Consider the following 16,863-nt stretch of genomic DNA (forward strand, 5'->3'; position numbering starts at 1 on the left):
CACCTGGAAGCGTGGCAGAGCGGCCGAATGCACTCGCCTTGAAAGCGAGAGACCCGCAAGGGTCCGGGGGTTCAAATCCCTCCGCTTCCGCCAGGTCAGCAGCATGATCACTGGTCTTCCTCGTCGTTTGAGGGCGGATTGACGGCAACCGTTGACGGCAACGTCCCGGCGACGGCCGTCCCGAGCTGGGTGAGCGCCGCGGCCTTCTCGTCCAGATGACCATGCGCGTAGACCGTCATCGTGACCTTGATGTCGCTGTGGCGGGCGATCTCCCGGACCACGTGCGGCGGCACGCCGAGGGCCAGGAGCAGCGATACCGCGGAGTGGTGCAGGTCGTGGAAGCGCAGCGTTCCCAGGTCGGCCGCCGCGCGGACGTCGAGCCAGTACTTGACCAGAGTGAACGGCGACATCGGCCGGCCCTGCCGGGTGGTGAGGACGAACCCGGTGTCCTCCCACCTCTCGCAGGCATCGGGCCGTTCGGCCTCCTGTCGCTTCTGGTGCTCGCGCAGTGCCGCCACGACGACATCGGGCAGTGGAATCACCCGTCGGGAGGCTCGCGACTTGGGCGGGCCGACATGGCTTGAGGGAGCGCACGTATTCGTGCTTCCTGACCGATGGTCATCCTTGAGCCTTGAGTAGCTCGCAGCGTCGAGGTGATGCTCACGAGCCGCAAACGCTATTAGTCGCTCCACCAGAGGACTTTGTGTACGCCTTCAAGCCGGCTCTGACGGGCCGGGCGCAGCCCTCCCGCGCGCTCGGCCTTGCCGCTCCGCTCCCGGCCAGCGCCCCCGGGCCGCGCAGAACCCGCAGACCAGTGAGAGGCGACGAAAGATCACCGAGCCAGGGGTGCGCCGTGCGAGAGGGCTTCCTCGTCCGCATCCAGCGTCATGGGCCGCACCGGCCGCATCGACCCCGCTGCGTGCCTCGCCACCGACCCGGCCCGACGTGGGCAGCAGAGGTCACCACGCGATCGAAGGGAGCCGGGTCGGCGACGAGGTGTTCCAGAGTTGACCCGCCCGGTACGGGCCATGAAGCAGCCAGGACGACGAGGAAGGGGGCGAGCGACCCGGGCCGGCAGTCAGGCGTCGAACCGCACCGTTGAGAAGTCGCCCGTGCTGGACAGATCGGTCGTGTCCTGGAACCCCCATCCGATTACCGATGCGCTCGTCGGCACGAGGTAGACCCAGGTCATGTCAGCTTCGAAACCCGGCTGGAGCTGAGCGTTGCACTCCGGGTTGCCCTTGATCTTGTAAAGATCCTGGATCGCGTCGAAGTTGCGCTGCTGCGCGTCGATGAGCTTCGTGTTGATCGGCAGACTGCACGTCAGGTCGAGGCTCACTTGGGCGTTGTTGACCACGTGGGCGGTCACCATCACGAACCGCCCACCCGCATCGGGCAAGGTCTTCGTGTACTTCTCGTAGCCCGAGCCCGCCCGATAGCTCGACTCGTTCATCTCGATCGAGTCGACCGCGCGGGCCTGCTTGACCGTGAGCGTGATGCCCTTGTTCGTGACCGTCTGGCCCACCTGTGCGGACGGGGCTGCCGTGGGTGTCGGCGAAGGGGCCTCGTAGGTCGGGCTGCACCCGCTACCCCGGCAGGAGTCCGTGGACGCGGGGGACGTCGCGGGTGTGACGGGCTCCGCGCTGCACCCGGCCAGTGCAAGCAGGACGGCGACGACGACGAGGACGGGCGCAGCGGCGCGCATGGTGCCTCCGTAGTTCGAGGGATCTGCCTCCACATCGGCGAGCCCGCCCGTCCCATTACGCACTGATGACCTGACCATCACTTTTGATGCCAGCTCGCTCTTGACCACGACCACGACCACGACATCAACCCTGCCCGGACCTGGGGGACATGCGCGAACGCCATTGGACCGCTGACCAGCGCGAGGACCTCTGGGACGGCGATCCTGCGGGCCCTGAAAGCGAGAGACAAGCGTGTCCGGTGATCTCGGTGGCCTTCGTGGTGAACTTGGCGAGGTAGCCGGCCACGGCTCATGTGGTGATCTCGCCACGGTCGTCGACGTCGCGGACGGTGAGCCGACCTGCCGGGGGTCGAGCTGCTCACGCCATTCGATCGCCCAGCCCTCCTCGACGTCCTCCGTGCGGCCGGGGTGAAGGTGATCGTCGATCACGGCTACCGCGGTGCCGGTTCGAGGTCCCACAACGACGTCGCCCCGCCGACCCCACAACCGGCGAACGTCGCAGGCTCTCGCGCAACCAGCGAGACGTGAACTCCGCCCATGCCCGTCAGCGCGGACCGGCGAGCGGGGTAACGCGCAGCTCAAGGCCTGGCGGATCCTCCGCAAGATCCGTTGCTGCCCCCGAAGGGCAACAGATCTCGTCAAGGCCGTCCTGGTCCTCATCCACGCTGGCTGACGCCAAGTGGAAAGGGCTCAATGACTCGGCGCTCTCTTCTATGGCGCCTTCAGCACGACAAACCGCAGCGCGAAGACGGCGGCATCGGCGCCCTGTTACGCGTCGCGGTTGTAGACGGCGACGACCGCCGCTCGACCTATCTCTTCAGCCAGCGTTCGCGCCGACTCATGGTCGGCACTCGAGAGCCGCAGGGTCTCGCCTGAGGCGAGCCGGCGGGCGATGACCGATCCGATCCCTCCAGTGCCGATGATCGCAGTCGTCATGACCGGAACCTCGTTGGTAGCCTTCTCGGAATGACTGGTAGGGAGCTCCGTGTCTGGGGGCCGGCCACCCTCGATGGAAAGTATTTCGCCGGTGATCTTGACATTCACTCGGGTTCCTCGACTGGCGAACTCAATGGCCAGTGAGCGCGCGACCAGTCCCCCTCCGGGTCGGTCGTCTGCCCACTTCGATCAGATGACCGTCGGGGTCGCGGATGTAGCAACGGATCTCGTACTGGTGCTGTTTAGGCGGCGTCAGGAACTGTTGGATAGCGCGACGTAGGTCACGTCTCCGGAAAAAGCCATCGTGCCGCCCAGTACTTCGGTGTAAAAGCGGCGAGAACGCTCGACATCGTCTGAAACGATGAAGTGTGCCAGAACCAATTCCTGGTCGATGCCGCTCATAAACGGCCTCCTTTGTTGAAGCGGATTCGATAGTCGAGCCGTGGCCACGCGTCGTACGCTGCCTTGGCCTCATTCGGCAGCTCCGCGATGGAGCCGGAGAAATTCGCCAGCGTTCAGCAAAGGCAGGCATGTTCACTCCAGAATCGATCTCAGCTTGTTCACCCCGATACTCGCAGCTGACGAATGTGCTTCGCACGTACCGCTGATCCCGCTCCTCGGCCCGGGATCGCCGTGTGATCCATCTCGGTGAAGGCCCGCAGAGCGAAGCGGTGCTCCGCGGAGTCCTGCAGAGCGCCGTTGGGCTGTTCGGCGGTGCATATCTATGGCATTCGCTGCTTATCGTCAGTTCCGTTGGCGGTGCGGGGACCGCGGCGAACGGGGTCCGGGGGGTCCGGATGCCCTGCTTGCTCGTGGGGGGATGATCGTCGTGGATGTTGTGCTGCTCGCTGCCGACAGCGGCTCCGGGAACACCGTACTGCTGGTGGTCGTGGTCGTCGTGGTGCTGGGCTGGCTGGTTTCGCTGGTGCTGCACCCCTGGACGGCCTGCTCGGCCTGCAAGGGCTCGCCCCGCCACTTCGGTTCGGTGGCGTCGAAGTCCTTCCGGCTTTGCTCGGCCTGTGGGGGCAGCGGCCGGCAGTTGCGTTTCGGCGCTCGCATGTTTCGCGGGGAGTAACCCGCCCGAACTCCTCATGGCGCGCCGGCCGCCTGCGGCGACCGGCCTGACGCGTTTGATCGAGTTCGGCGCCCGACCGGAGCGGAGATCACCTGTTGACCCGCGCCGGCGGCGTCTCCCGCCGACTGGCCTCGAACTCGTGGAGGCGGTCGAGATGGCGGTGAGTCGGAGCCGACGACTCCCCAGCCCTCTTCGTCGTGCCGGACGCGGACCTTCCCTGTGGTCGCCGTGCCGAGCATCATGACCGACTTCCGCCAGCCCCGGTGATCGTCACGCCACGATCGAGGACTCCGCGCGGACCGGTTCGGGCAGTAGTCTTCGCGGTGTGACGCAGCACACCCGCAAGGACGCGGAAGTTCCGTTCACCCTGCCGCAGGGCTTCGTCGACGCCGAGGGGGTCGTGCACCGCGACGGCACCCTGCGCCTGACGTCGGGGCCGGACCAGGACGGGCACGACGCCCGCGACCGCGCCAACCCGGACCACCTGCTGATCGAGCGGCTCTCGCGCGCGGTCGTGCGGCTCGGCGGGCTCGAGCACGTCGACACAGCGACGATCGAGGGGCTGTGCGCCTCGGACCTCTGGTACCTCGACAGCCTTCAGCGTCGCGCCGCCGTCGAGGGATAGGCGCCGGGATGTAGCGGCGGCGGCACTGGTCCATGATCGGCGGCATGAGCGAGTCACTGGCGTCCGAGGCGGGCACGCTGGTCCTGTCCTACCTCGGCCTCCGCAAGGCCGTGGGGATCATCGGCATCACGCTGCCGTTCGTCCTACTCGTCGGCAAGCTGTTGGTCGACGGGGCCGGGCTGCCGGGGTCGATCAGCGCCTACTACTACACGGGCATGCGGAACGTGCTGGTCGGAGCGTTGTTCGCGATCGCGGTGTTCCTCATCTCGTACCGCTACGGCCCGCAGGACAACCGGGCGGGCACGCTCGCCGGCGTCATGGCGATCGGGGTGGCGCTCTTCCCGACATCGCCCGCGAACCCGACGGCGCAGCAGCAGACGATCGGGATCGTGCACCTGGTCTGCGCCGGGGTCTTCTTCCTGACGCTCGCCTACTTCTCCTATTTCCTGTTCACCCGGACCGACCCGGCCCGGCCCCCGACCCGGCGGAAGCTGCAGCGCAACGTCGTCTACCGGGTGTGCGGCGTGCTGATCGTGGTCTGCCTGGTGCTGGCGGTGCTGTCGGACAACCTGCTCGGCCGTGCGCTGGTCGACGCGCTGAACCCGGTGTTCTGGCTGGAGTCCGTGGCGATCGTGGCGTTCGGGGTGTCGTGGCTGGTCAAGGGCGAGACGATCCTGCGCGACTGACGTCCTCGGCCGGCTCGACCCGCCGCCCGTCCGGATCGACGACGACGGCGCGCACGCCCCACGGGCCTCCCGACGGCGGTCGCTGCAGGGTGCCGTCCGCGTCGACGAGCGCGGTGACGGCGACCGCGACGAACCGCAACCCGTCAGTCCAGGAAGGGGTGGGGGTCGCGGCCGGCGGTCAGCAGGAACTGGTCGCGCCACGACACGTGCCCCGGCGGGTAGGGGATCGGCTCGCGGAACACCCCGATCGACCGCCACTGCTCCGCCACGGGCGCGGTGCCGACGAACATGCCATTGGCGAGGTCCTCCGGCAGTGGGCAGGCGCGGGAGCCCAGCGCCATCGCGATCTCGTGGGCGAGGAAGCAGCGGGCGATGTTGATCTGCCAGAAGTAGTCGCGGGCGGCGAAGTCGCCGAAGCTGCAGTGCACCACGGCCTCGCCGTCGGTGACCTCGCGCGCGGCGGCGCAGGCGGCCTCGGAGATGCGGACGACGCTGCCGTGGGGGTCGTCGCCGAGCAGGTCGCCGTCGAACTTGTCGCGGCCGACCTCGTCCATCGAGCGGCCCGCCAGCATGTCCGGCACCCACGCGTTGTCGGACGCGTACTGGTTGACCAGCGGACGCAGCGGCGTGGGCTTGTCCGAGCCGGGCATGTCGAACAGGGGCGGGATGAGGAGGCGCCAGTTGTCCCCGCGGATCCGGCCGATCACCTCGACCAGCATCTCCTCGGCCTTCACGAACAGCTCTGCTTCGTGAATCATCGCGCTCCTTCGCCCGGTGGGGCCCGATCACACCAGAATCCGGGCGGTTCGGAGGTCGAAATCTGAGACGCTCCCGCGATGGATGGTCGGAACGCCCGTCCCGACGCCGCCGACCTCCTCTAGGACCGCAGCGCGTCGACCACCTTCGTCACGCGCCGGGCGCGGGTCTCGATGGCCTTGGCGCCCTCCACCGACAGCACGTGGGCGCGCTGGTTGCTGTAGCTCATGGCGTCGAACGCCGCCCTGGTCGCCGGCTCGGCGTCCAGCGCTGCGGCCAGGTCGTCGGGGACGGCGACCTGGCGCGGCTGGTCGTCGAGCTCGACGTCGACATCCACCTCGTCGCCTGCCGCGACGCCGGCGTTCTTCCGCACCTCGGCGCTGACGGGGATCAGGTAGCGCCCGCCCATCGACGCGATGGTGCTCGGATAGCTGTACCCGTTGATCGTCACGGTGACGGCGGGCCGCTTGCCCGGCCCGAGCCCGGTGACCACCTCTTCGGGGACCTCGATCCCCGTGGCGGTCTTGCGGGCGAGCTCGACGGTGGCGTGGAACATCATGGCCCGGATTGTGCCGTCACGCCGTCGGCCGGCGCAGGGAGCGGCTCGTCGGCGCGCCGACGACCGGGCACTCGCCGAACATGATCTGCCCGCGCAGGACCGTCGGGTGACGGTCGAGCCGAACGCCGGCCCGCGGGACAACGTGTGCTCCTGAGTGGACGCCGATGCGGCCGGGCCGCCGGAGTCCGGCGACCCGGCCGCCGGGCTCAGCCGGGCATCGGGGCGCTGGCGTTCCCGACGGGCGGGCTCGCGTCGCCGACGGGCGGGCTCTGCTTACCGACGGTGGCGGCCGACGGCGTGGCGGCACCGGCCACGCCGGTGGACAGCGCCAGCCCGGCGCCGACCATCAGCACCACGGCGGCCTCGAGGACGATCTTCTTCTTCATGTTCATACGTGCTCCTGTCGATCGGTGGTGAGGGAGGCGACGGCAAGGGTCATCAGCAGCGGCAGGACGGGAACGTGCCAGAGGAAGTCGAACGCGCTGTGCACGGCGAACCCGGCCAGGATCGCGAGCGCGGCGGCGGCCTCGGGCGTCCGTCGGCGGACCGCGCCCGCCGCGAGCGCCACCGCACCGGCCAGCGCCAGCGCGAGGCCGACCACGCCCGTCTCGGTGGCGGTCTGGAGGAACTCGTCGTGCGTGTACTGCGCATGGACCGGCGCTCCCGTGTGGTCGACATAGTGCAGGTTCAGCAGGCCGGGCCCGACACCCGTCAGCGGTGACGACCAGAACTGCGCGGCGGTCACGCGCGTGAGGTCCGCGCGCTCGTCCGAGGTGGCGGTGAGCCGGGTCGTCGCGATCCCGGCGGCCGCGTGGCCGACGAGGCCGCGTCCCGTCGGCAGGACGAGGAGCAGCGCGACGGCGAGCACCGCCACCAACGCCAGGTGCCGCAGCCGCAGGCGTCCGCCAACGACGAGCACGGCCGCGCCGACGACCAGCCCGGCCAGCGCCGGCAACGGCTGCGCGGCCCCGCCCACCGGCAGCGACGGCAGCAGCCCGACGAACGCCACCGCCACGGCCGGCAGCACCGGCATGAAGCGACGCCACCGCGCGACGTCACGAACGAGGAAGGCGCAGACCACCGCGGCGACCACGAGGCCGAGCGCGCCCGCCCGGCTCATCGTCGTCGCCAGCCCGAGGAGCAGCACCGCGGCCAGTCCGTTCGTGAGCAGCCCCGGCGGCACGACGGTCACGGCCAGCACCAGTGCGACGACCAGGAACGCGGCGGTCACGTTGGCGTAGGTGATGGTCGACGACGCGCGCCACAGCCCGCTCGACGGCAGCGCCAGGGGCTCCAGGTGCAGCGCCACGCCCACCCAGCACGAGAGCGCCACCACGGCGGCCACCGCCAGCACGACGCTGAGCAGGATGCGCCGCGACTCCGCGAGCAGGCCCGACGCCGCCAGCGCCGACGCGGCCAGCCCGCAGGCCACCGCAGCGGTCGGCACGGCTGCGCCCACGTCGGCGTGGATCAGCCCGCTGACCAGCGCCCACCCCGCGAAGAGCACCCAGCAGGCCGCCGCGATCGCCACGGCCCGCCCGACCGGCCTGCGCGTCAGGACACGGGCGACGGCCGCGACGGCCACCAGCACCAACACCGTCACGGCCTGGCGTCCGTAGAAACCGCCCTGTGCCAGCGCCGCGTAGGCGACGGCCGCACCGAGACCCAGCACGACGACGCGGTCGGCGACGCCGGGCCGGGAGCCGGTCACGGGGAGTGCTGGTGCGATCACGATCATCAGCGTGAGATGTGGAACGGCGGAGCGTGAAGATCCACGAGCGAGAAACCCCGGATCGGGTGTCCGTCGGTCGGGGCGTTCAGGAACGCTCGGGTGAATACGGGTGTCCTCGCCGGTGACAACGTCTACCCTGACGCGCCGTGCCAGGTTGACGCACTCTCCCGCCCCGCGCTCGGCCGCTGTCCCGGCTGACCGTCGGCTGGGCGCTGCTGACCGACGTCATCCCCCTCTACCCGCTGTACGCGCTGCTGTTCGCCCCCGGGAGGCCCTGCTCCTGCCGAGGTCCCTCCGCACCTGACCCCCGCGAGTGGCCACGAACTCGGGGCGCGGCGCGGTGGGTGGCGGGTGACCGTGCCCCCGGGGAAAGTCACCCGCCGACAAGACGAGGCGTCCAGCGGCGTTCTGATACCTCCCCGCGCACGAGACGTCGGGCTTCTTGGATGTTCGGGGGCGCCGGGACGTCGGGGAGCAGGTCCGTGACCGTGCGCAGGGTGCGCAACGCCACCGTGGTGCCGAGGTCCGTCGTGGGGGCGCCGGGAAGGCCGTAGAGGCGCCGTGCCCAGCGGGGGAGCGTGCCGAGCGACAACGTCGCGATCGCGGGGATCGCCAGCTTCACCCGCGACGGTGCGTCGCCGCGCGGGGCGAACAGGCTGCCGACCGCGGCCCGGGCCTCGTCGGTCAGCTTGAGCTCGGGCCGCACGCCGGCCAGGTACTCGCGCATCTCCGCCCGCGACGACGGCGCGTCGTCCAGCCCGATCACCCGCGCGGCCCGGACGCTCTCGGCGAGGTAGCGCTCGACGCCGGCGTCGTCGAGGAGGCCGGAGCGGCGGGCGATCACGGCGTAGGAGTCGATCTCCGTGGCGTGCACCCACATCAGGTGCGACGGGTCGTCGAGGCGGAACGTGTACCCGGTGTCGGGGTCGTACCCGCGCAGCGACGCGTGCAGCCGCCGCACCCGGGACGCGACGCGCTCGACGTCGGCCGTCGCCCCGAACGTCCGCGTGCCGACGAACTCGACGGTGCGCTGGAACCGCGACCACGCCTTCTTCGGGTCGAACAGCGCGGAGTTCTGGTAGGTCCCCCGCATCACGCGCGGGTGCAGCGACTGCAGCAGCAGCGCGCGGAACCCGCCCACCCACATCACCGGTTCGAGATGGACCCGCCAGGTCACGGAATCCGGTCCGAACAAGCCGTGGTCCTGGGTCATGGATCCAGTGTGGGTCAATCCTGGGCGGCGCGCCTGGGCATGAGGGCGAGGGCGATCGACGCGACGACGCAGCAGCCCAGGATGTAGACGCCGATCCACGTGCTCGACCCGGTGCTCGTGAGGATCGCCGCCGCGATCAGCGGCGCCGGGCCACCCGCGATGACGGACGCGAGCCGGTGGCCGATGCCCGCCCCACTCGCCGCCGACGGCGACGCCCTGCGGCAGCCGCTGGACCGTCAGCAGCAGCGGAGCGGCGTAGCCGACGGCCGTGCTGCTCCGCGTGAAGGGGTCAGACCGGGTCGGTCAGGAACGCCGTCGCGGCCGCGGCCAGGAACCCGGGGTCCGCAACGCCGCACAGCTCCCGCGCCGAGTGCATCGACAGCACCGGGATCCCGACGTCGACGGTGCGGATGCCCAGCCGTGTGGCCGTGATCGGCCCGACCGTGGACCCGCACGGCACCGTGTTCTTCCCGACGAACACCTGCGTCGGCACGCCCGCGTCGCGGCACGCCCGGTGCCACGCGGCGGCGCCGGGCGCGTCGGTGGCGTAGCGCTGGTTGGCGTTGACCTTCAGCGTCGGGCCCTGGTTGGGCAGCGAGCGGTGGTCGGGATCGTGCAGCTCGAGATAGTTCGGGTGCGCGGCGTGCGTGACGTCCACCGAGAGGCAGCGCGACGTCGCGAACACCGGCCCGCGGGCGTCGAAGCCGCCGGCGAGCTGCGTCAGTACCGTCTCCAGCAGCGGGCCCGCCGCGCCGGTGGCCGAGTTGCTGCCGATCTCCTCGTGGTCGAACCCGACGAACACGGGAATGACGCCGTCGGCGTTGTCGGCGGCGGCGAGCAGCGCCCCGATCCCGGCGTGGACGGACGCCAGGTTGTCCAGCCGGGGCGCGGCCAGCAGGTCCTGCTCCTCGCCGAGGCGCGCGGGCGGGGTGAGGTCGTGCACGACGAGGTCGTGGGCCGCGACGTCGTCGGCGTCGACGCCCACCTCGGCGGCCAGGAACTCCAGGAGATCGCCCTCGGCCGGGGCGCCGAGGCCCCAGATCGGCAGCAGGTGCTGCTGGGGGTCGAGCTTGAGGCCCTGGTTGACCTGCCGGTCGAGGTGGATCGCGAGCTGCGGCACGCGCAGCAGGGGCCGGTCGACGTTCACGAGCACGGTGGATCCGTCGTAGAGCGCCAGCCGCCCGGCGAGGCCCAGGTCGCGGTCGAGCCAGGAGTTCCACAGCGCCCCGCCGTAGACCTCGACGCCCACCTGCCGCCAGCCCCCGCGCCCGACGTCGGGGTTGGGCTTGACCTTGAGCGTCGGCGAGTCGGTGTGGGCGAGGAACACCCGGATCGGCGCGCCCGCCGGCACGCCCGCGGGGACGGACCAGGCGAGCACCGTGCCGTCGCGCACGAGGTAGCGGCCGCCGGGGCCGCCGGCCCACGGTGCCGTGGCGGGCTGCTCGGCGAACCCGGCCGCCTCCAGACGGCGGACGGCCTCGCCCACCGCGTGGTACGGCGAGGGCGCCACGGAGATGAAATCGGCGAGATCCTGTGCTAGATCGTCCATCGGGTGCATCCTCCCCCAGTGGCCCGGAACTACGACGTGGTGGTCGTCGGTGGGGGCTCCTCGGGCTGCGCGCTCGCGGGCCGCCTCACCGACCGCCCGGGGTTGCGCGTGCTCCTGCTGGAGGCGGGCCCCCTCGGGTCGCTGCCCGAGCTGCGCGACGCCACGTCGCTGGCGGCCACGGCCCCGCGACACCCGCGCAACTGGGCCTACGCCGCCGAGCTGCGCCCGGGCAACTCCCACATCGTGCCGCGCGGGCGGGGGTTGGGCGGCTCCGGCGCGACCAACGGTGCCAACTGGACTCGCGTCACCCCCGCTGACGCCGACGACTGGGGCGTGCCGGGCTGGTCGTACGCCGACCTGCTGCCGCTCTACGTCCGCTCCGAGCACGACCACGACATGGCCGGGCCCGCGCACGGCGACCGGGGGCCCGTCCCCGTCCGGCGCGCGGCGGGGGAGCTGCGCCATCCCGCCGTCGGGCGGTTCCTCACCGCCGCGGCGAGGCTCGGCTTCCCCGACGAGCTGGACAAGAACGGCGGCGGTCCGCCCGGGGCGGGGCTGGTCCCGTCCAACGCCTGCGACGGCGTGCGGATCGACGCCGCCACGGCCTACCTCACCGGCGAGCGGCCGGGCCTGACCGTGCGCGGGGGCATCCCGGTCGCCCGCGTGCTGGTCGACGGCGGCCGGGCCCACGGCATCGTCCTGCACAGCGGTGAGGTGATCGAGGCGGGGGAGGTGGTGCTCTCCGCGGGCGCCGTCGCGACGCCGCAGCTGCTGATGCTGTCGGGGATCGGCCCCCGAGGTGCCGTGGCCGACCTGCCCGGCGTGGGCCGCGGCTGGTCCGACCATCCCGCCGTGTTCCTGCCGATGGCCGACGTGGACCCGCAGGCCCATCCGCACGCCCCCAGCAGCCCGGTGGCGCTGAACCTCGACTGCGGCGCCGACCCGGCGGGGGACGCCGAGGTGCTGTTGTTCGTCCGGCCGTTCGTGCCCGGGGGAGACCTGCACCTGATGTGTGCGCTGCAGGCCCCCGACAGCCGCGGCACGATCGAGCTGGTGTCCGACGACCCGCGCGACCGCCCCCGCATCGCCTACGGCTACCTGCGCACCGAGCACGACCGCCGCCGGCTGCGCCACGCCATCCGAACCGCGGCCGAGCTGCTGCGCGCCGGGCTCGGCCGCCGCACCGCCCCCGACGGCGACGTCCTCGGCAACGACCGCGCGCTCGACGGCTGGATCGCCGACAACCTGACGACGTCGGTGCACCTGTGCGGGAGCGCCGCGATCGGGTCGGTGGTGGACGCCGAGCTGCGCGTGCTGGGGGTCGACGGACTGCGGGTGGCGGACACGTCGGTGCTGCCCACGGTGCCGCGCCGCGGTCCGTCGGCCACGGCCGTCGCGATCGGGGAGAAGGCGGCGGAGCTGCTGGCGGGGTGCGGCTGACGCCACACCGGGAGAGAACCGACGTCCGTCAGATCTCCAGGAACCGGCGCAACGGGGCGAACAACTCGCGCCCGCGCAACTCGTCGGGCGTCAACCAGGCCAGGTCGGTGGCCTTGTCCGGCTCCATGATCCGCGCCTCGCCCGCCACCGTCTCGCACGCCAGGAACAGCGTCACGTAGTGGCGTCCGATCTCGGGCATCGGGTCGTCGGTGAAGCCGAGCCGGGCCCTGGCGACGACGGTCAGGCCCGTCTCCTCGGCCACCTCGCGCACCGCCGTGCCCTCGGGCGACTCGCCGAACTCCTGGTGCCCGCCCGGCAGGCCCCACGTCCCGGCGCCGTGCGCACCCGCGCGGCGCAGCACCAGCCAGCGCCCGCCGTCCTCGACCACCGCCGCGACCCCGACCCGCACGTGCTCCACCGACCTATGCTCGCCCAGGTGAACCCGTTCCTCGCGCCCAGCCCGCTCCCGTACGAGTTTCCCGACTTCGACGCGATCCGCGAGGAGCACTACCTCCCCGCGTTCACCGACGGGATGGCGCAGCAGCGCGCGGAGGTCGACGCGATCACCGCCGACCCGTCCGAGCCGACGTTCGAGAACACGATCGTCGCGCTCGAGCGCTCGGGTGCCGTGCTGCGCCGGGTGGCGTCGGTCTTCTTCACGCTGGTCAGCGCCACGAGTACGCCGGGGATCCGCGAGATCGAGGCCGAGGTGGCGCCGCAGCTCGCCGCCCACGCCGACGCCATCGCCCTCGACGCCGCGCTGTTCGCGCGCATCGAGGCGGTCGTCGCCGCAGCACCCGATCTCGACCCGGAGTCCCAGCGGCTGCTGGAGCGCTACCACCGCGACGCGGTGCGCGCCGGCGCCCGGCTCGGCCCGGCCGAACAGGCGCGGCTGCGGGAGCTCAACTCCGAGCTGTCGGCGCTCACCACCGACTTCGGCGCGAAGCTGCTGGCCGGGGCCAACGCGGCCGCGGTGCTGGTGGACGACCCCGCCCAGCTCGACGGCCTCTCCGCCGACGCCGTCTCCGCAGCGGCCCGCGCCGCGCAGTCCCGCGGGCTCGACGGCCACCTGCTCACGCTCGTGCTGCCCACCGGCCAGCCCGCGCTCGCCGACCTCTCCGACCGCGCCCTGCGCGAGCGCCTGCACACCGCTTCGGTCACGCGGGGGCTGGCGGGCGAGCACGACACCCGCGACCTCGTGCTGCGGCTGGCCACCCTGCGTGCCGAGCGTGCCCGGCTGCTCGGGCACCCGCACCACGCGTCGTGGGTGGTGGAGGTGGGCACCGCGGGCACGGTCGAGGCCATCGACGCGATGCTCGGCGCGATGGCCCCGATCGCCGCCGCCAACGCCCGCGCCGAGGCGGACGAGCTCTCCGCCGACGCCGGCTACCCCATCGAGGCCTGGGACCGCGCGTTCCACGCCGAGCAGGTGCGTCGCAAGCGCTTCGACCTCGACGCCGCCGCCCTGCGTCCCTACTTCGAGCTGGAGCGCGTGCTGCACGACGGCGTCTTCCACGCGGCGGGCCTGCTCTACGGGCTGCGCTTCGCCGAGCGTCACGACCTGCCCGTCTACCACCCGGACGTCCGCGTCTTCGATGTCGCGGACGACGACGGGCCGCTCGGGCTGTTCGTCGCCGACTTCTACGCCCGCGACTCCAAGCGTGGCGGCGCGTGGATGAACTCGTTCGTCGAGCAGTCGCGGCTGCTGGGCACGAAGCCGGTGGTGCTCAACACCCTCAACATCGCGAAGCCGGCCGACGGCGAGCCCACCCTGCTCACCGTCGACAACGTGCGCACGATGTTCCACGAGTTCGGCCACGCGCTGCACGGCCTGTTCTCCGACGTGCGGTACCCGATGTTCTCCGGCACGTCGGTGCCCCGCGACTTCGTCGAGTACCCCTCGCAGGTCAACGAGATGTGGTTGGACACGCCCGAGATCCTCACGCACTACGCGCGCCACCACGTGACCGGCGAGCCGTTGCCCGTCGAGCTGGTGGAGCGGCTCGCCGCGTCCCGGGCGTTCGGCGAGGGCTTCGCGACCACCGAGTACCTCGCCGCCACGCTGCTCGACCAGGCCTGGCACCGTCTCGGCCCGGACGAGACGCCCGACGACGTCGAGCGCTTCGAGGCCGACGAGCTGGCCGCCGCGGGCGTGGACGTGCCCATCGCGCCGCCGCGCTACCGCAGCACCTACTTCAACCACATCTTCGGCGGCGGCTACAGCGCCGGGTACTACTCCTACATCTGGAGCGAGGTGCTCGACGCCGACACCGTCGAGTGGTTCACCGAGAACGGCGGCCTGAGCAGGAAGAACGGCGAGACGTTCCGCCGCGGGCTGCTCTCGCGCGGCGGCGCCGTCGACCCGATGGAGGCCTATCGCGCGTTCCGCGGGCGCGACCCGGAGACCGCGCCGCTGCTGGCCCGGCGCGGCCTCACGGCTCCTCCGACGAGCTGACGCCCCTCACGGGCTCGTCGGCCCGTGCGGTGGCCCGCAGGCGCCGGCGCCGGTGCAGCAGCGTCATCGCGCCGCCGGCCAGCAGTCCCCAGAACGCCGAGCCCAGGCCGAGGAAGCCGATGCCCGCGGCCGTCACCACGAACGTGACGGCCGCGGCCTCGCGCCCCTCGGGCTCCGCCAGCGCCGAGGCGATCGACGCGGCCAGCGCCCCGAGCAGGGCCAGCCCGGCCACGGCCTCCACGAGCACGGGCGGCGACTGTGCGAGCACCGCCGTCGCCACGCCCGCGGCCAGCCCGAGCACGGCGAGCCCGAAGCCCGCGGTGACCGACGCGATCCAGCGCCGGTGGGCCGGGCCGGCGTCGGGCCCGGCGGCGAGCGCCGCGCTGATGGCGGCGAGGTTCACCGCGTGCCCGCCGAACGGGGCGCCGGCCAGCGTGGCGAGGCCGGTCGCGACCAGGATCGGCCGCAGCGACGGGTGGTAGCCGTACTGCGCGAGGACCGCCATGCCCGGCACGTTCTGCGACGCCATCGTGACGAGGAACAGCGGCAGCCCGATGCCGATCAGCGCCTGCGGCTCGAACACCGGCGGGGTCCACAGCAGCGCGGGGGCGAGGTCGACGCCGGTCAGGCCCGGTCCGGTGGTCATGATGAGGACCACGGCGACGGCCAGCGCGGCCGGCACCGCCCATGCCCGCGCGAACCGGCCCACCACCGCCCAGACGATGATCACCGGCGCCGCCAGCAGCGGCACCTCCGCCACGGCTCTCACCGGGGCGAGGCACAGCTCCAGCAGCACGCCGGCCAGCATCGCGCCGGCGATGTGCGACGGGATCGCCTCGATCAGCCGCGCCAGCCCCGGCACCACCCCGGTCACGACGACGAGCGCCCCGCAGAGCAGGAACGCTCCCACCGCCGCGCCGAACCCGCCCGCCGGCGTGCCCGCCGCGAGGAGCAGCGCCGCACCGGGCGTCGACCACGCGATGCTGATCGGCATCCGCGTCCGCAGCCCGAGCACGAGTGCCACCAGCCCCGACCCGAGGCAGACCGCCAGCAGCCCCGACGCCGCTTGGGCCTCGTCGGCGCCCGCGGCGCGCAGCCCGGTGAGCACGACGGCGAAGGCCCCCGCGAACCCGACGAGCGCCGTGACCACGCCGGCGAGCAGCGGCTGCAGCACGCGCTCCACGTCTCTCCCCTCCGACCGTTCCGTTTACGGAACGTTTGCTCCGGGGGAGGACGATAGCTGCGTGACAGCAGCGGCGGAAGGGGGGCGGCCGGCGCTCCCGGCGGGCTCGGCGGAGGTCGGCCCGCGGGTGACGGCGCTGCGCGGCGAGCGCGGCTGGTCGCTGTCGGAGCTCGCGCGGCGCGCGTCGCTGGGGAAGGCGACGCTGTCCGGACTGGAGTCCGGCTCCCGCAACCCCACCCTCGACACGCTGCACGCCGTGGCCGCGGCGCTGGGCGTGCCGCTGACCACGATCCTGGTCGTGCCCGACCCGGGGCCGGTGCGGGGCGCCGCCGTCGACATGGCGCTGCTGCGCGTGTTCGACGACGGGCCGGTGACCTACGAGCTCTACCGGATGCGCATCCCCGCGGGCACGGCCCAGCAGTCCCCGCCGCACCACGCGGGCGTCACCGAGCACGCCACGGTGTTCGCCGGCGTCCTGGAGGCCGGGCCGGCCGCGCGGCCGGAGCGCGCGGGCCCGGGGGAGTACGTCGCGTGGGCGGCGGACGTGCCCCACGGCTACGCGGCGGTGGGTGAGGCGGACGTGCAGGCGAGCCTGCTGATCCGCTATCCCCGCCCGCCGGGCTGATCCCCCGGCAGGAGAGCAGCCCGACCGCCGACGGCTACGCTGAGCAGGTGACCCACCCCACCCCTTCCCCGAAGTCCGAGCAGCCCGCCGTCGAGGAGCCCGAGGTCGACGAGGCCGCCGCCGAGGTGGAGGCCCCCCTCAACCGCGCCGCCCGCCGGGCCAAGGCGAAGAAGGCCGCCCCGTCGCACGTCGGCCCGACTGCAGGACGCTCCGGCGAGGGCCACGGCCCCCGCAGCCACACCAAGCGCCAGATCAGCTGAGGCGGGGCGCCCCCTCCGCGCCACCCTATGCTCGCGCGCCACATCGTGTCGCCTCGCGGAATCG

General features: G+C 72.4%; 19 protein-coding genes, 1 tRNA gene and 1 pseudogene. 9 read left to right on the top strand and 12 right to left on the bottom strand.

Annotation, left to right across the window (positions count from 1 at the left end; all coding sequences use genetic code 11):
- Positions 1 to 5: 5 nt before the first annotated feature.
- Positions 6 to 93 (top strand) — tRNA-Ser (locus JWR81_RS13380).
- A gap of 14 nt (positions 94 to 107) precedes the next feature.
- Here JWR81_RS13380 and JWR81_RS13385 read toward each other — a convergent pair.
- Together JWR81_RS13385 and JWR81_RS13390 are read right to left on the bottom strand one after the other, a co-directional pair.
- A complete protein-coding gene (locus JWR81_RS13385) occupies positions 108 to 692 on the bottom strand; it encodes a site-specific integrase (protein ID WP_297651147.1) in 585 nt (194 codons plus the stop codon).
- Between the two features lie 386 nt (positions 693 to 1,078).
- A complete protein-coding gene (locus JWR81_RS13390; protein WP_297651149.1) occupies positions 1,079 to 1,705 on the bottom strand; it encodes a hypothetical protein in 627 nt (208 codons plus the stop codon).
- A gap of 494 nt (positions 1,706 to 2,199) precedes the next feature.
- Here JWR81_RS13390 and JWR81_RS13395 point away from each other — a divergent pair.
- Positions 2,200 to 2,378 (top strand): annotated as a pseudogene (locus tag JWR81_RS13395) (transposase family protein); the annotation flags it as partial.
- A gap of 95 nt (positions 2,379 to 2,473) precedes the next feature.
- Here JWR81_RS13395 and JWR81_RS13400 read toward each other — a convergent pair.
- Together JWR81_RS13400 and JWR81_RS13405 are read right to left on the bottom strand one after the other, a co-directional pair.
- Entirely contained in the window at positions 2,474 to 2,749 is a 276-nt protein-coding gene (locus tag JWR81_RS13400; protein ID WP_297651151.1) for a hypothetical protein, read from the bottom strand.
- Between the two features lie 144 nt (positions 2,750 to 2,893).
- Positions 2,894 to 3,043 (bottom strand): VOC family protein, encoded by a 150-nt coding sequence (locus JWR81_RS13405; RefSeq protein WP_297651153.1) that lies wholly within the window; start codon positions 3,041 to 3,043, stop codon positions 2,894 to 2,896.
- Positions 3,044 to 3,461: 418 nt separating this feature from the next.
- Between JWR81_RS13405 and JWR81_RS13410 the strand changes: the two genes are divergently transcribed.
- The 3 genes from JWR81_RS13410 to JWR81_RS13420 all read left to right on the top strand — a co-directional run bounded on the left by JWR81_RS13410 (position 3,462) and on the right by JWR81_RS13420 (position 5,027).
- Positions 3,462 to 3,716 carry a hypothetical protein gene (locus tag JWR81_RS13410; protein WP_297651155.1) on the top strand — a complete coding sequence of 85 codons (255 nt, stop codon included), beginning with the start codon at positions 3,462 to 3,464 and terminating at the stop codon, positions 3,714 to 3,716.
- Positions 3,717 to 4,041: 325 nt separating this feature from the next.
- Complete coding sequence (locus tag JWR81_RS13415; protein WP_297651157.1) at positions 4,042 to 4,341, top strand: phage tail assembly protein; 300 nt, start codon at positions 4,042 to 4,044, stop codon at positions 4,339 to 4,341.
- 44 nt (positions 4,342 to 4,385) lie between these two features.
- A complete protein-coding gene (locus JWR81_RS13420; protein WP_297651159.1) occupies positions 4,386 to 5,027 on the top strand; it encodes a DUF998 domain-containing protein in 642 nt (213 codons plus the stop codon).
- A 143-nt stretch (positions 5,028 to 5,170) separates the two neighbouring features.
- On the opposite strand, the gene JWR81_RS13425 is transcribed toward JWR81_RS13420, so the two are convergent.
- The 6 genes from JWR81_RS13425 to JWR81_RS13450 all read right to left on the bottom strand — a co-directional run bounded on the left by JWR81_RS13425 (position 5,171) and on the right by JWR81_RS13450 (position 10,836).
- Positions 5,171 to 5,785, bottom strand: a complete 615-nt coding sequence (locus tag JWR81_RS13425) for a hypothetical protein (protein WP_297651161.1) — start codon at positions 5,783 to 5,785, stop codon at positions 5,171 to 5,173.
- A 119-nt stretch (positions 5,786 to 5,904) separates the two neighbouring features.
- The gene (locus JWR81_RS13430) at positions 5,905 to 6,342 is read right to left on the bottom strand and encodes a YdeI/OmpD-associated family protein (RefSeq protein ID WP_297651162.1); all 438 of its coding nucleotides are present in this window, start codon (positions 6,340 to 6,342) and stop codon (positions 5,905 to 5,907) included.
- A 206-nt stretch (positions 6,343 to 6,548) separates the two neighbouring features.
- Positions 6,549 to 6,734, bottom strand: coding sequence for a hypothetical protein (locus JWR81_RS13435; RefSeq protein ID WP_297651164.1), 186 nt, complete (start codon positions 6,732 to 6,734; stop codon positions 6,549 to 6,551).
- On the bottom strand, positions 6,731 to 8,074 hold the full coding sequence (locus JWR81_RS13440) for an O-antigen ligase family protein (RefSeq protein ID WP_297651166.1): 1,344 nt from the start codon (positions 8,072 to 8,074) through the stop codon (positions 6,731 to 6,733). Before JWR81_RS13440 ends, JWR81_RS13435 begins: the two co-directional genes overlap by 4 nt.
- Positions 8,075 to 8,447: 373 nt before the next feature.
- On the bottom strand, positions 8,448 to 9,287 hold the full coding sequence (locus JWR81_RS13445; protein WP_297651168.1) for an oxygenase MpaB family protein: 840 nt from the start codon (positions 9,285 to 9,287) through the stop codon (positions 8,448 to 8,450).
- Between the two features lie 289 nt (positions 9,288 to 9,576).
- Complete coding sequence (locus JWR81_RS13450) at positions 9,577 to 10,836, bottom strand: M18 family aminopeptidase (RefSeq protein WP_297651171.1); 1,260 nt, start codon at positions 10,834 to 10,836, stop codon at positions 9,577 to 9,579.
- 18 nt (positions 10,837 to 10,854) lie between these two features.
- Between JWR81_RS13450 and JWR81_RS13455 the strand changes: the two genes are divergently transcribed.
- A complete protein-coding gene (locus tag JWR81_RS13455) occupies positions 10,855 to 12,276 on the top strand; it encodes a GMC oxidoreductase (protein ID WP_297651173.1) in 1,422 nt (473 codons plus the stop codon).
- A gap of 28 nt (positions 12,277 to 12,304) precedes the next feature.
- On the opposite strand, the gene JWR81_RS13460 is transcribed toward JWR81_RS13455, so the two are convergent.
- On the bottom strand, positions 12,305 to 12,694 hold the full coding sequence (locus JWR81_RS13460) for an NUDIX domain-containing protein (protein ID WP_297651175.1): 390 nt from the start codon (positions 12,692 to 12,694) through the stop codon (positions 12,305 to 12,307).
- Positions 12,695 to 12,700: 6 nt separating this feature from the next.
- On the opposite strand from JWR81_RS13460, the gene JWR81_RS13465 reads away from it, so the two are divergent.
- Positions 12,701 to 14,731 carry a M3 family metallopeptidase gene (locus tag JWR81_RS13465; protein WP_297651177.1) on the top strand — a complete coding sequence of 677 codons (2,031 nt, stop codon included), beginning with the start codon at positions 12,701 to 12,703 and terminating at the stop codon, positions 14,729 to 14,731.
- Here the strand turns inward: JWR81_RS13465 and JWR81_RS13470 are convergent.
- Positions 14,709 to 15,914, bottom strand: a complete 1,206-nt coding sequence (locus JWR81_RS13470) for a benzoate/H(+) symporter BenE family transporter (RefSeq protein ID WP_297651179.1) — start codon at positions 15,912 to 15,914, stop codon at positions 14,709 to 14,711. The genes JWR81_RS13465 and JWR81_RS13470 overlap by 23 nt on opposite strands.
- Before the next feature lie 61 nt (positions 15,915 to 15,975).
- Here JWR81_RS13470 and JWR81_RS13475 point away from each other — a divergent pair, with 61 nt between their 5' ends.
- Positions 15,976 to 16,539 carry a helix-turn-helix domain-containing protein gene (locus JWR81_RS13475; protein ID WP_297651181.1) on the top strand — a complete coding sequence of 188 codons (564 nt, stop codon included), beginning with the start codon at positions 15,976 to 15,978 and terminating at the stop codon, positions 16,537 to 16,539.
- A 47-nt stretch (positions 16,540 to 16,586) separates the two neighbouring features.
- Positions 16,587 to 16,799: a hypothetical protein gene (locus tag JWR81_RS13480; protein WP_297651183.1), complete on the top strand. Its 213-nt coding sequence runs from the start codon at positions 16,587 to 16,589 to the stop codon at positions 16,797 to 16,799.
- The last annotated feature ends 64 nt before the right edge of the window (positions 16,800 to 16,863 follow it).

Origin of the sequence: Pseudonocardia sp., assembly GCF_025965585.1 — a bacterium.
Taxonomy (GTDB): domain Bacteria; phylum Actinomycetota; class Actinomycetes; order Mycobacteriales; family Pseudonocardiaceae; genus Pseudonocardia.

Coding starts and splice junctions, on each gene's coding strand:
- JWR81_RS13420 (WP_297651159.1), top strand. CDS start 4,386: ATGAGCGAGTCACTGGCGTCCGAGGCGGGCACGCTGGTCCTGTCCTAC.
- JWR81_RS13410 (WP_297651155.1), top strand. CDS start 3,462: ATGATCGTCGTGGATGTTGTGCTGCTCGCTGCCGACAGCGGCTCCGGG.
- JWR81_RS13425 (WP_297651161.1), bottom strand. CDS start 5,785: ATGATTCACGAAGCAGAGCTGTTCGTGAAGGCCGAGGAGATGCTGGTC.
- JWR81_RS13445 (WP_297651168.1), bottom strand. CDS start 9,287: ATGACCCAGGACCACGGCTTGTTCGGACCGGATTCCGTGACCTGGCGG.
- JWR81_RS13450 (WP_297651171.1), bottom strand. CDS start 10,836: ATGGACGATCTAGCACAGGATCTCGCCGATTTCATCTCCGTGGCGCCC.
- JWR81_RS13465 (WP_297651177.1), top strand. CDS start 12,701: ATGCTCGCCCAGGTGAACCCGTTCCTCGCGCCCAGCCCGCTCCCGTAC.
- JWR81_RS13405 (WP_297651153.1), bottom strand. CDS start 3,043: ATGAGCGGCATCGACCAGGAATTGGTTCTGGCACACTTCATCGTTTCA.
- JWR81_RS13390 (WP_297651149.1), bottom strand. CDS start 1,705: ATGCGCGCCGCTGCGCCCGTCCTCGTCGTCGTCGCCGTCCTGCTTGCA.
- JWR81_RS13435 (WP_297651164.1), bottom strand. CDS start 6,734: ATGAACATGAAGAAGAAGATCGTCCTCGAGGCCGCCGTGGTGCTGATG.
- JWR81_RS13430 (WP_297651162.1), bottom strand. CDS start 6,342: ATGATGTTCCACGCCACCGTCGAGCTCGCCCGCAAGACCGCCACGGGG.